Below are 13,665 nucleotides of genomic sequence, written 5' to 3'. Positions count from 1 at the left end.
GGTCAGGCCCCCATCTTCACACGCCAGGAATCGGCAAAGACACCGATAGCGGCCGGATCGAAGCGAACACCCGCTTCTGCCGGAATGTCCTCCTCCTCCGGAACGACAATCGCAAGCTTTTGGCCGGCGAACCGGGCGCGAACGATCTTTTGCCGGCCGATATCCTCGACCTTGTCGACGGTGATGGGCATGCCACCCCGCTCCAGCCGAACGAATTCCGGGCGGATGCCGATTTCGATCCGCTTCGATCCATCCACCACCGGCACGCCGGCAAGCGGAACGCCAAGGCCGCCGACAACCGCCGTTGCGCCATCGATGCTGGCAGGCATCACATTCATGCCGGGCGAACCGATGAAGTAACCGACGAACGTATGTCCCGGGCGTTCGAAAAGCTCGGCGGGTGTGCCGATCTGGACGATCTGACCGTCATACATGACCACCACCTTGTCGGCGAAAGTCAGCGCTTCGGTCTGGTCGTGCGTAACGTAGACCATGGTGAAACCGGACTGGCGGTGGAGGCGCTTCAACTGCGAGCGCAGCACCCATTTCATATGCGGATCGATCACCGTCAGCGGCTCGTCGAAGAGGATGGCATTGACGTCGGATCGCACCAACCCGCGCGCCAGCGAAATTTTCTGCTTCTGGTCCGCCGTAAGTCCGCGCGCGTGGCGTTTTGCCATGCCGGAAAGATCGGTCATCTCGAGGATTTCCCGCACGCGGCGGTCGATTTCGGCCTCCGGCACTTGCCGGTTGCGCAGCGGAAAAGCCAGATTGTCATAGACTGTCATCGTGTCGTAAACGACCGGAAACTGGAATACCTGGGCGATGTTGCGATCTTCGGTGGAAAGATCGGTGACATCCGTTCCGTCAAAGGCGATGCGACCTTCCGAGGGGCGCAGCAAGCCGGAAATGATGTTAAGCAACGTGGTCTTGCCGCAGCCGGAAGGGCCAAGCAGCGCATAGGCACCGCCATCCTCCCATTCGTGATGAACTTCCTTCAGGGCATAATCACCTGCCGCCTGCGCCTTGGCGTTGTAAGCGTGGCGAATATGATCGAGCGTGATGCGTGCCATGATCGATCTCCCCTTAAGCCGCTTCGCCGATGGCGTGGCCGTGTGTATCGAAAGCCATCAGGTGCCGCGTATCGAGAAACAGTTCGATCTCCGTGTCCGGCTCGATGTCGTGAATGCCCTGCGCCAGCATCACCCAACGCTGGCCTGAAAATTCCACATGTACGAAGCTTTCCGATCCGGCGATCTCCGAGATCAGTGTCCGCGCCCGGATGGATTGCGCCGCCTGCCCCTTTTGCTGTGGGAAAAGATGATGTGGCTGGAAGGCAATGGTCACTGGACCGTCAGGCATGGCAGCAAGATGCGCCGGCACCGGCACAACCGCATGGTCGGCGCGCGTGAAGGCGCCGCCCGTCTTGATGACCTCGATGGTGTTGAGTGGCGGATCGGCGAAGATTTTCGCGGTTACGATATCCACCGGACGCCTGTAAACTTCGATCGTGCGGCTGAATTGCGTTACCTTGCCCTCGTTCAGCGTCGCGGTATTGCCACCGAGCAGCAGAGCTTCGGAGGGTTCCGTCGTGGCGTAAACAAAGATTGCACCGGATTCCGCAAAGATACGCGGCAATTCCTCACGCAACTCCTCACGCAGCTTGTAGTCGAGATTTGCGAGCGGCTCGTCGAGGAGCACCAGATTGGCGTTTTTGACGATGGCGCGGGCAAGTGCCGTGCGTTGTTGCTGGCCACCGGAAAGGTTGAGAGGCGTACGATCTAGATAGGGCGTCAGCCTCAGAAGCTCGGCGGCCTTCCTCACCTCCCTGTCGATCGTTGCCTTGTCCTTGCCGGCAACGCGCATCGGCGAGGCGATGTTCTCATAAACGCTGAGCGCCGGATAATTGATGAACTGCTGATAGACCATGGCGACGTTGCGCTTCTGAACCGGCCAGCCCGTCACGTCCTCCCCATTGAAGAGAATCGTACCGCCACTTGGCTTGTCCAGCCCGGCCATCAGCCGCATGAGTGTCGTCTTGCCCGAAAGTGTCGGTCCAAGCAGGACGTTCAGGCTTCCGCGCTGCAACGTCAGATCGGTCGGGTGAACATGATATTCACTGCCGGCCATCTTCGAGACGTTTCGCAATTCAAGCATGGTGATCCAAAGCCTCCTCCGCTTTTTGATCGGATCGTCAGATTGCCTTCAAGCGTCCACCTGCAATGTCATCGATATAATCCTCCAGCCCGCGCACCTCTTCTTGGGTAAAGAAAAGCCCCTGCTTGGTGCGGCGCCACAGAATATCCTCCGCCGTCAGCGCCCATTCCCGGGCCATCAGCCAGCGCACCTCGGCCTCATAAAGCGTGCCGCCGAAATGCCGTCCCAGCCCTGCCATGTCCCCGGCATTGCCAATAATCGACGCGGCGTCCGTTCCGTAGCAGCGGATGAGCCGCTTCGCATGCCGCTCATCGAGGAAAGGATAACGCGACCGCAGGGCCGTGACCTCTCCCGCATAAGCCTCGGCACCGAAATTTCCGCCCGGCAAATGTGAACCGGCCGTCCACGGCGAGCCCTTTTCACCCAGCGCATCACCGATTTTTTCAAGAGCATGTTCGGCAAGCCGTCGATAGGTGGTGAGCTTGCCACCGAAGATATTGAGAAGCGGGGCTTCGCCTTCAGCTCCTTCGGTTTTCAGCACATAATCGCGGGTTGCCTCCTGCGCTTTCGATGCGCCGTCGTCAAACAGCGGCCGCACGCCGGAATAGGTCCAGACGATATCGGCCGACGTCACCGGTTCAGCGAAATATTCGCTCGCCGCGTTGCAAAGATAGCTGATCTCCTCGTCGCTGATCTTAACAGCCCGGGGGTCGGCGGTATAGTCGCGATCCGTCGTGCCGATCAGGGTAAAATCCTGCTCATAAGGGATGGCGAAGATGATGCGCCCGTCCGGGTTCTGGAAAAAATAGGCGCGCGGATCGGAAAACTTCTTGCGCACGATGATGTGGCTGCCCTGCACGAGGCGGACATTGTGGACATTGTTTTTACCGAATGTCGCAGCCAGAACCTTGTCTACCCAGGGGCCGGCCGCATTTACAAGCATGCGCGCCCGGTAGGTCGCGGTTTCTCCGGCACCATTTTTCGTTTCGACCCGCCAGAAGGCGCCTTCGCGGCGTGCCGAAACCACCTGCGTGCGGTTGAGGATCAAGGCGCCGCGATCGGCGGCATCGCGGGCGTTCAGCACCACAAGACGGGCATCGTCCACCCAGCCGTCAGAATATTCGAAAGCCCGGGCAAAAATCGGCTTCAGCGGTTTCCCTGCGGGATCACGGCGCAGATCGAGCGAGCGGGTGGCGGGCAAAAGCTTGCGGCCGCCGAGATGGTCATAAAGAAAAAGCCCGAGACGCACGAGCCAGGCCGGGCGCACGCCGCCCTTCTGAAATGGCAGAACAAAGCGCATAGGCCAGATGATGTGCGGCGCCATGGCCCACAACACCTCGCGCTCCATAAGCGCTTCTCGCACCAGACGAAATTCGTAATGTTCGAGATAACGCAAACCGCCATGAATGAGCTTTGTGGCGGCCGACGAGGTGCCGGAAGCAAAATCGTTCATTTCCGCAAGCGCAACGGAATAACCCCTGCCGACAGCGTCACGCGCGATGCCGCAGCCGTTGATGCCGCCGCCGATCACGAAAACATCGTGGATTGCCTCGTCAGACATGGACCCTCCCGCGCTTTCATCGACGCTCTCCTCATCGATATATTGAAAGCACGGACATCTAATTTGAAGACAAAACGAATGTCAAACGAAATTCCGGGGCGGTTCGGATCAAGGCTCCCCAACCTCGGTTTCAATCAACCTGACGTCATGATCGGCACAGATGGATCGAATCGAATCGACCGGACAATGATCGGTAATGAAGGTGTGCACCTGTGAAAGATGGCCGATGCGCACCGGCGCCGTCCGCTCGAATTTCAGTGAATCCGATACAAGAATGACGTGGCGAGCGTTGGACATGATCGCCTGGGCAACCTTGACCTCGCGAAAGTCGAAATCCAGCAAAGCGCCGTCTTCATCGATCGCAGAAACGCCGATGACGGCGAAATCGACCTTGAACTGGCGGATAAAATCCACTGCGGCCTCACCAACGATGCCGCCATCGGAACCGCGCACGACGCCGCCAGCGATCACCACCTCGATGCCCGGAAAAACCCGTAACCTATTGGCAACATTAATATTGTTGGTGATGACCATCAGCTCGTGATGATCCGCCAGCGCTTCGCCCACCGCCTCGGTCGTCGTACCTATATTGATGAAAAGCGAGGAGTTGTTGGGGATGAGGGCAGCGGCAGCGGCGCCGATCGCCTGCTTTTCGGAGGAGGCGATCGCACGGCGTGCCTCGTATTTGACGTTTTCGTTGCCGCTCGGAAAAAGTGCGCCGCCATGGATGCGCGTCAGCACCCGCGTATCGCAGAGATCGTTGAGGTCCTTGCGGATCGTCTGTGGCGTTACCGAAAACCGCGTGGCCAGCTCGTCCACCAGCACACGCCCGCTTGCTTTCGCCAGCGCAACGATTTCATCCTGACGCGGTGTGAGCATCATTTCACCCTCCCTCCTCTTTCAATTTTTTCGTTTTATTGAAGAGCGAACGAAAAACCAATGTCAAGGGACGGTTTTGTGGCGCCGATCAGGTCCACTTGCGGAGGTACGCGAAAAACGTATCCGCGCGAACCAGCAAGATTATTAGCCGGCTTTCTGAATTAACATCGGGACCGGCTTCGGCAGGCCGATCTCGGAAAACGCAGAGATTGCAGCACCAAACGCATCACCGATGCCGATCAATATAGGCTCGTTCACGCCCAGTCGCTCAACCGCCGCAGCCAGTTGCACGAGCGAACCGCACCAGCGCTGCTCATTTTCGCGGCTGACGGAAATCATGATGGCGACGGGCGTCGAGGCCGGCATGCCATGCGCCAGAAGGGCTTCCTCGATGCTGGCAGCGGTTCGCCCGCCCATGTAAAAAACCGTGGTCACGGAAGGGTTCGACAGGGACTGCCAGTCTATATTCTCCGGCAGCTTGCCCTGTCTGGAGTGCCCGGTGACGAAGCGGACCGACTGGGCATGATCGCGGTGGGTGAGGGAAACGCCGAGCCGCGAAGCCATGGCGCTTGCCGCGGTGATGCCGGGTACGATTTCGACCGGGATGTTTTCAGCCTCCAGCGCTGCGATCTCCTCGCCGGCGCGTCCGAAAATCATCGGATCGCCGGATTTCAGCCGCACTACCCTTTTGCCGGCCTTGGCAAGGCGGATCATCATGTCGTTAATATCTTCCTGCTTGCAGCTTTCCCGGCCGCCGCGTTTGCCAACAAGCATACGCTTCGCCTCCCGCCGCGCCAGTTCCAGCACCTCGGATGAAACGAGATCGTCGAACAGAATGACATCCGCCGCCTGCAAGGCGCGTACCGCTTTCAGCGTCAGCAGCTCGGCATCGCCCGGTCCGGCACCGACCAGCGTCACAAGGCCGCGTGCCGATCCTTTCCGACCTGCCTGCGTGCCGATGTCTGTCAGCAGCCTTTCTTCGCTGCCCTCATCCAGCCTTTCGGTAAACGCCCGGTCGACAAATTTCTCCCAGAATGAACGCCGCGCCGGGCCGGGCGCGAGGCGTATATTGACCCGCTCTCGGATGGTCTGGGCAAGCGCGCCCCAATCCTTGAGAGCGAGCGGCAGCAAAGTCTCGATGCGCCGGCGAATGGCCTGCGCCAGAATGGGTGCGGCGCCATCGGTGGAGATCGACACCACCACCGGCGAACGATTGACGATGGAGCCAAACTGGAACTGGCAGAATTCTGGCTTGTCGATGACATTGACAGGCACGCCGGCTGAGCGCGCGGCATTGTAAAATCTTCCCGCCTCTTCGTCGGTTTCACAATCCGCCAGCGCCAGTTCCGCGCCTTTGAAACTATCCGGACCCCAGGAACGGTCATGCCATGTCAGCATCTGGCTTGTCGAGACGAGCGCCGCAAAGCATTCCGAAAGCTCGCTTTCCTCGCAATAGAGGTGAAGTTCCGCCCCGCAGGCAAGCAGCAGTTCCGCTTTCCATGCGGCCCCATCCGATCCGCCCGCCAGCACCACGCGCTTGCCCTCAAGCCCCCAGAAGACCGGCAACTTGGCGAGCTTCTCCATGCGGTTCGGTTCATTCCGCTGCGGTTTTAAGGCATCCATCGATGATCCCCCTGATCTCGGCGCGGCAGGAGCCGCAATTGGTTCCGGCATTCAACGCAGCACCTATGGCTTCGACGCTGTGGCAGCCATTGCGGATGGCGGCCGTGATCTGGTTGACCCCGACATTGAAGCAGGAGCAGACCGTCCCCCCCGGATCGGCGCGGCCGGCGCCGGGACGCCCGGCGACCAGGGCAAAACGCATGCGCAAATCCTCATGGCGTTCGTTCAGCTGTGAAATCGCCCAGTTGCGGGCAACGGCCACCGGCTCTCTGGCGACGAACAGCGCTGCCAGCAAGGTACCACCGTCGAAGAAAGCAAGCCGCAGATCGCCCGTCTGCCGGTCACTGTAACCCAGAGGCTCAACCCTGATATCGACTCCGAAAACCCGTCGCGCCCAGAGCGTCCAGTCCTGCGGCTGTTCCTCGAAGGCAAGCTCCATGCGGTAGCCGCCATCCGCCTTTGCAACTGCCCAATAGGCGCAGCCCGGCGCATCAGGCCGGGTGCGGGAGATCGCAAATCCATAGGCTTTCGCTACAAAACGTCGTGCACTCACGCCGACATTCTTCGAAGCGGGCTGGCCGGAATGTGGGTCCGTGACCGCTGGCACGAGCATATCGATGCGGGCCTGCGAGGCGAACTGGTCGTTCCAGTGCATCGGCGCAAACACAGCTCCCCGCGCCTGCCTCTCGCTGACCAGAGCCCGCAGCAGGACCTTGCCGTGCGGGCTTTCAAGCTCCACGAGATCGGCGCTTTCGATGCCCAGCGCCTGTGCATCGCGCGGTTGAAGTTCGGCAAAGGGTTCGGCGATATGGGCGGTGAGACGCGCGCTTTTGCCGGTGCGGGTCATGGTGTGCCATTGGTCGCGGATACGGCCAGTATTAAGCGTCAGCGGGTAGTCCGCCGATGTCCTGCGGGTCTCCGGCAGTGCCGTGGCGATGAAATGGGCCTTGCCATCCGCATGGAAAAAGCGGCCATCCGCGAAAAAGCGGGTCGTGGCGGCTTCACCGGGTCCGGCTTTTGGCCATTGAAACGGTTTCATCGTACCGTAGGAATCACGGTCGATCCCGCCAATATCGAAATCGCGGCTTCCGGCGTTCTCGAATCCGGAGAGAGCGGCATGCTCGGCGAAAACCTCAGAAGGTTGCCGGTAGCCGAAGGCCGCGTCAAAACCCATGCGCCGTCCAACTTCGGCGAATTGCCACCAGTCGGCCTTTGCTTCACCGGGCGCGTCAAGAAAACCGCGCTGGCGGGAAATACGCCGTTCGGAATTGGTGACCGTGCCGTCCTTTTCACCCCAGCCGAGCGATGGCAACAGCACATGGGCGTGGCGGGCGGTATCGGTCTTGGCGATGACATCGGACACCACGACAAAGGGACAGGCCTTGATCGCCGCCTCGACGGCACCGGCATCCGGCATGGAAACGACGGGGTTGGTGGCCATGATCCACAGCGCCTTGATGCGGCCATCGGCAACCGCCCGGAACATATCCACGGCCTTGAGGCCAGGCTTCTGCGCAATCGCCGGCGAGGCCCAGAAGCGCTGCACGCGGTCGCGGTCTTCAGCGTTCTCGATGGCCATATGGGCCGCCAGCATATTGGCAAGCCCGCCCACCTCGCGTCCGCCCATGGCGTTGGGTTGGCCGGTCAGCGAAAACGGTCCCATGCCCGGCCGGCCGATGCGGCCTGTGGCGAGGTGGCAATTGATGATGGCGTTGACCTTGTCGGTGCCGCTTTGCGACTGGTTGACGCCCTGACTGTAGCAGGTGACGGTTTTTTGCGTGCGTTCGAACAATTCGTAAAAGGAAATCAATTCCACGATTGTCAGACCGGTCTTGTCGGCAATCTCCGGCAGGCTGTGCCCGGTCGCTGCCTGCATCGCGGCATCGAAGCCGACAGTGTGGTTTCCAACATAAGCGTTATCGAACGCGGAACTGCCGGAAAGATGGGCCAGAAGACCGGTAAACAGCGCCACATCTCCATCCGGGCGGATGGCGAGGTGCATATCGGCAATATCGGCGCTCATCGTCCGGCGCGGATCGATGACCACCACCTTCATGTCCGGCCGCGCCGCCTTTGCGGCAGCAAGCCGTTGATAGAGGACGGGATGACACCAGGCGAGATTGGATCCGGTGAGGATTACCAGATCGGCAAGCTCCATATCCTCATAGGTGCCGGGCACCGTATCGGCCCCGAAGGCGCGGCGATGGCCGGCGACCGAAGACGACATGCAAAGCCGTGAATTCGTATCGATATTGGCCGATCCGATGAAACCCTTCATCAGCTTGTTGGCGAGGTAATAATCCTCCGTCAGCAATTGGCCGGAAACGTAAAAGGCAACCGAATCCCGGCCGTGCTCGGAAATGGCCTCGGAAAATCTTGAAGCAACGAGTTGAAGCGCTTCGTCCCATGCCACTCGCTTTCCGTGGATTTCGGGATGGAGCAGCCGTCCGTCGAGGCCGATGGTTTCGGCCAGAGCCGAACCCTTGGAACACAGCCGGCCGAAATTGGCGGGGTGGTCCGGATCGCCTTTGACGGAAACGATGCCGTCATCGGCAACGGTGGCGATGACGCCGCAGCCGACACCGCAATAGGGGCAGGTGGTTTTCGTTTCAACGGGCATGGGTTTGCCCTCTTGGTGCGTGGCATTTACCCCCCTCTGCCCTGCCGGACATCTGCCCCTCAAAGGGGTAGATCAATTGTGGCACCGGCTCTATTTTACAGCTTGCGTCTCCGACAACAGAGATGAAGCGAGAAGCGTGCCACTTGTCGATCTTGCCCCTCGAGGGGGAGATGTCCGGCAGGGCAGAGGGGAGTATCGTCGCCAACATCTGATATCACTCCGCCGCAATCATCAAAGTTTCGAGCGCAATCGAAAGCCGCCCGTCGAGATTGCGGAGAGGAATGGTCCTCACCTCACCCTCATCCGCCCCCAACGCCTTGCCGGTCTCCAGCGAAATGACCCAATTGTGCAAAGGACATGTCACCGAAGCCCCGTGCACGATGCCCTGAGACAGCGGGCCGCCTTTGTGCGGGCAATGATCCTCGATGGCGAAGACCTGATTTTCAGCCGTGCGAAACACGGCGATCTTGCCCATAGGCGTTTTCACGCAGCGCGCGCCGCGCAGCGGAATGTCGGAAATGTCGCCAATATCGATCCAGTTGCTGTCCATCGTTCTCACTCCGCTGCCTCGTTGAAACCGATTGCCGCCATCGGCCTGAATTCGTGCTTGTCGTGGCCGGACACACGTTCCGACCAGGGATCGACCTGCGCGAATTTCTGGCTGAAGACGAAGCGGTCAAAATAGGCCCGGCGCTTGTCGGCATCGTCCATGATCTGGCGGCGGACTTCGTCGTAACCGATGCGCTTGGCCCATTTATAGATGCGCTCGAGGTAGCGCGCCTGCTCGCGGTACATCTGGGTCAACGCCACGATATGCTCCAGCGCCTCATCCTCGGTATGGACGAGGCCCAGCACTTCCGTACCCTTGATGTCGAGACCAGCGGCACCGGCGAAGTGGATTTCGAAACCGGAATCGACGCAGATGACGCCGATATCCTTGCATGTCGCCTCAGCGCAGTTTCGCGGACAGCCGGAAACGGCAAGCTTCAGCTTGGCGGGCGTCCATGAGCCCCACATGAATTTTTCGATACGGATGCCGAGGCCGGTGGAATCCTGCGTGCCGAAGCGGCACCATTGTTCTCCAACGCAGGTCTTCACGGTGCGAAGCCCCTTGGCATAGGCCTGGCCGGAAATGAAACCGGCCTTGCCGAGATCGGCCCAGACCGCCGGCAAATCCTCCTTCTCGATGCCGAGAAGATCGATGCGTTGCCCGCCTGTCACCTTCACCATCGGGATTTCGAACTTGTCGACCACATCCGCAATCGCCCGCAGTTCGGAGGAAGATGTGACGCCGCCCCACATGCGTGGAACGACGGAATAGGTGCCGTCCTTCTGGATATTGGCATGGACGCGCTCATTGATATAACGCGACTGGTAGTCGTCGGCATATTCGTCGGGAAAATCGCAGACGAGATAGTAGTTGAGCGCCGGTCTGCACTTGGCGCAGCCGCAGGAGGTCTTCCATTCCAGTTCCTGCATCACGGCGGGAATGGTCTTCAGGCTCTTGGCCTTGATGAGACGGCGTACATCATCGTGGCCGAGATCTGTGCATTTGCACATGGGCTGCACGGCAGCGGGATTGTAGCTGTCGCCAAGCGTCAGCGTCATCAGCTGTTCGACAAGGCCGGTGCAATTGCCGCAGGAGGCGGATGCCTTGGTATGGGCGCGCACATCATCCAGCGAGGTCAGCCCCTTCGAGGTGATGACCGAGGTGATCTTGCCCTTGCAGACGCCGTTGCAGCCGCAGATTTCCGCATCATCCGGCAAGGCTGCAACGGCCGCCATAGGGTCCAGCGGGGACCCTCCCTGATAGGCCTGGCCGAAGATCAGGGTTTCGCGCATGGCGGAAATGTCGGTCGATTTCTTCATCAGGTCGAAGAACCACGAACCATCCGCCGTCTCGCCGTAAAGAACCGCGCCGATGATGCGATTTTCCTTGAGGATCAGGCGCTTGTAGACACCGGCGGTGGCATCGCGCAGCACGATTTCCTCGCGGTCGTCGCCCTCGGCAAAATCGCCGGCGGAAAACAGGTTGATGCCGGTGACCTTCAGTTTGGTATTGGTGACAGACCCATGATACTCGGCTGAACCGCCGCAAAGCCGGTCCGCCAGCACCCGCGCAGATTCATAAAGCGGCGCGACCAGCCCGTAGCACATGCCGCGATGCTCGGCGCATTCGCCAAGCGCATATATCGAGGCATCCGACGTCATCATGCCATCATCCACGACGATGCCGCGATTGACGGCAATGCCGGCTTCCTTGGCAAGACCCGAGGCGGGACGGATGCCGACCGCCATCACCACCATGTCGCCTTTAATGACGCGGCCGTCTTCCAACTCGATGCCTTCGACCTTCTCCGCGCCGAGAATGCATTTGGTATTGGCCTTGGTGATGATGTCGATGCCGCGCTCGTTCAGCGCCTTTTCCAGAAGATAGGCCGCTGCCGGATCGAGCTGCCGCTCCATGATCGTCGGCATCAGATGGATGACGGTGACGTCCATTCCCTGGCGCTTCAGCCCATAAGCTGCTTCCAGACCCAGAAGGCCGGCGCCGATGACGATGGCGCGACCCTTGCCTTCGGCGATTTCAAGCATCTTCGTGACATCGTCGAGATCGCGATAGGCGAGAACGCCCGGCAATTGATGGCCAGGGACGGGAATGATGAAGGGCAGGGAACCGGTGGCGATCACCAGCCTGTCGTAGGAAACGGTGATGCCGTTTTCGCTGGTTACGGTCTTGTTGTCACGGTCGATGCCGGTGACCTTCGCGCCCTTGTGCAGCGTCACATTGTTGGCCGCGTACCATTCGTCATTGTGGATGACGATATCTTCATAGCTCTTTTCGCCTGAGAGTACTGGCGAGAGCATGATGCGGTCGTAATTGACGCGCGGCTCGGCGTTGAAAATGGTGACGTCGTAGAGGCCGGGGGCGGTTTCGAAAAGGTTTTCCAGCATGCGCCCCGGCGCCATGCCATTGCCGATGATGACGAGTTTTTGCGCCATGGTGGTTACTCCGCAGCTTCGACGAAGCGGTGACGTTCGTAAAGGAACTTCAGCACGGCCTCGCGGCATTTGAGGTAGGTCTTGTCGGATGCAAGCTCGATGCGGTTGCGCGGGCGCGGCAGCGGCACGTCAAGCACTTCGCCGATATGGGCGGCGGGACCGTTGGTCATCATCACGATACGGTCGGACAGCAGCACCGCCTCATCCACATCGTGGGTGATCATGACCATGGTGTTGCCAAGCCGGGCGTGGATTTCCATCACGGCGTCCTGAAGGTGGGCGCGAGTCAGCGCATCCAGTGCGCCGAAAGGCTCGTCCAGCAGCAGGATTTTCGGCTCCATGGCGAGCGCCCGGGCAATGCCGACGCGCTGTTTCATACCACCGGAAATTTCAGACGGTTTCTTGTCCTTGGCATGGGCCATCTGCACGAGATCCAGATTGCGCATGACCCAGTCGTGGCGTTCCGCTTTGGTCTTGGTATTGCTGAAGACCTTCGCGACGGCGAGGTTGACGTTTTCATAAACCGAAAGCCAGGGGAGCAGGCTGTGGTTCTGGAAGACGACGGCGCGTTCCGGGCCAGGTTCGTTGACCTCGCGGTTTTCCAGAAGCACCACGCCTGCTGAGACTTTGGTCAGCCCGGCGATGAGGTTGAGCATGGTGGACTTGCCGCAGCCGGAATGCCCGATGACTGAGACGAATTCGCCCTTGCCGATGGTCAGGTTGATGCCTTTCAGCACCTCGGCGCGCGAACCGCCCTTGTCGAAATATTTGTCGATATGATCGAGTTTCAGATAAGCGTTCATGATGGTCGCCCTTTTAGTTGGCCGCAGCGCCGCGGGTGATGACCTTGCCGAGCGCCGCTACCAGCTTGTCGAGCATGAAGCCGACAACGCCGATGTAAGCGAGTGCCACGATGATGTCGGGCAGGCGCGAGGAGTTCCACGCATCCCAGATGAAGAAGCCGATACCGACGCCGCCGGTCAGCATTTCCGCCGCCACGATGGCGAGCCAGGAGAGGCCGATGCCTATGCGCAGGCCGGTGAAGATGTAGGGGGCGGCCGACGGCAGCATGATCTTGAAGAAGAATTCGATCTGGTTGAGCCGCAGCACCTTCGCAACGTTGCGATAATCCTGCGGAATGTTGCGCACGCCGACCGCCGTATTGATGATGACGGGCCAGATGGAGGTGATGAAGATCACGAAAATGGCCGACGGATTGCTGTCCTGAAAGGCGGCAAGTGAAAGCGGCAGCCAGGCGAGCGGCGGCACGGTGCGCAGGACCTGAAAAATCGGGTCGAGGCCGCGCATGGCCCAGACCGACTGGCCGATGACCGCACCGAGAATGATGCCGGCGATAGCCGCAAGGCCGAAACCGTATGCCACGCGCTCCAGCGAGACCAGCACGCGCAAGCCGAGGCCGATATCCTGCGAACCATTATGGAAGAACGGCGATACGATGAGATCGTAGCTTTCCTCGAATACCTGGCTTGGCGGCGGCAGGGACGAGCCGGGGGCGGAACAGAGCACCTGCCAGACGCCCAGCAGAACGGCGAGGACGACAAATGGCGGTATGATATTGCGGGCCGCCGCAGCACCCAGTTTACGCAGATTGAACCGCGAGGGATGTTTGGGCGGAAGGGTCACGACGTTTGCCTTTTGTACCACCGGTTGCTGCGGCTGTTCTTTGAAATTTCGAGCCAATGCGGACATGGCGTTTCCTTTGGATTTCGGTTGCGGTCAGGGTCTCGCCCCTCATCCGGCCTTTGGTGTCCATCTTTAAATGGCAACCCGGCGGAGGAGGGGCGACACCCGTGTCTCCTCC

The 13,665-nt window shown here is 60.0% G+C and carries 10 protein-coding genes; all 10 read right to left on the bottom strand.

Annotated elements, in window-relative coordinates; translation table 11 throughout:
• Positions 1–2 precede the first annotated feature (2 nt).
• Positions 3–1,073, bottom strand: coding sequence for an ABC transporter ATP-binding protein (locus AC5SEO_RS00205; RefSeq protein ID WP_111788917.1), 1,071 nt, complete (start codon positions 1,071–1,073; stop codon positions 3–5).
• A gap of 13 nt (positions 1,074–1,086) precedes the next feature.
• Positions 1,087–2,157: an ABC transporter ATP-binding protein gene (locus AC5SEO_RS00200; protein ID WP_174068933.1), complete on the bottom strand. Its 1,071-nt coding sequence runs from the start codon at positions 2,155–2,157 to the stop codon at positions 1,087–1,089.
• Between the two features lie 37 nt (positions 2,158–2,194).
• Positions 2,195–3,718: a glycerol-3-phosphate dehydrogenase gene (locus tag AC5SEO_RS00195; protein WP_019564992.1), complete on the bottom strand. Its 1,524-nt coding sequence runs from the start codon at positions 3,716–3,718 to the stop codon at positions 2,195–2,197.
• Positions 3,719–3,826: 108 nt separating this feature from the next.
• Positions 3,827–4,600: a DeoR/GlpR family DNA-binding transcription regulator gene (locus AC5SEO_RS00190; protein WP_003511588.1), complete on the bottom strand. Its 774-nt coding sequence runs from the start codon at positions 4,598–4,600 to the stop codon at positions 3,827–3,829.
• A 141-nt stretch (positions 4,601–4,741) separates the two neighbouring features.
• Positions 4,742–6,220: a siroheme synthase CysG gene (gene cysG / locus AC5SEO_RS00185; protein ID WP_174068934.1), complete on the bottom strand. Its 1,479-nt coding sequence runs from the start codon at positions 6,218–6,220 to the stop codon at positions 4,742–4,744.
• A complete protein-coding gene (locus AC5SEO_RS00180; protein WP_174068935.1) occupies positions 6,192–8,840 on the bottom strand; it encodes a nitrate reductase in 2,649 nt (882 codons plus the stop codon). Before AC5SEO_RS00180 ends, cysG begins: the two co-directional genes overlap by 29 nt.
• A gap of 214 nt (positions 8,841–9,054) precedes the next feature.
• Positions 9,055–9,390 carry a nitrite reductase small subunit NirD gene (nirD, locus tag AC5SEO_RS00175; RefSeq protein ID WP_003511593.1) on the bottom strand — a complete coding sequence of 112 codons (336 nt, stop codon included), beginning with the start codon at positions 9,388–9,390 and terminating at the stop codon, positions 9,055–9,057.
• A gap of 5 nt (positions 9,391–9,395) precedes the next feature.
• Positions 9,396–11,843, bottom strand: a complete 2,448-nt coding sequence (gene nirB / locus AC5SEO_RS00170; protein WP_111788923.1) for a nitrite reductase large subunit NirB — start codon at positions 11,841–11,843, stop codon at positions 9,396–9,398.
• A gap of 5 nt (positions 11,844–11,848) precedes the next feature.
• Positions 11,849–12,646 (bottom strand): ABC transporter ATP-binding protein, encoded by a 798-nt coding sequence (locus AC5SEO_RS00165; RefSeq protein WP_013761942.1) that lies wholly within the window; start codon positions 12,644–12,646, stop codon positions 11,849–11,851.
• Between the two features lie 13 nt (positions 12,647–12,659).
• Entirely contained in the window at positions 12,660–13,553 is an 894-nt protein-coding gene (gene ntrB, locus AC5SEO_RS00160) for a nitrate ABC transporter permease (RefSeq protein ID WP_035199774.1), read from the bottom strand.
• Positions 13,554–13,665 lie beyond the last annotated feature (112 nt).

This window comes from Agrobacterium sp. K11 (genome assembly GCF_059429395.1).
Note: the sequence above shows the minus strand (reverse complement) of the source record. Positions and strands in the feature narration are given on the sequence as shown.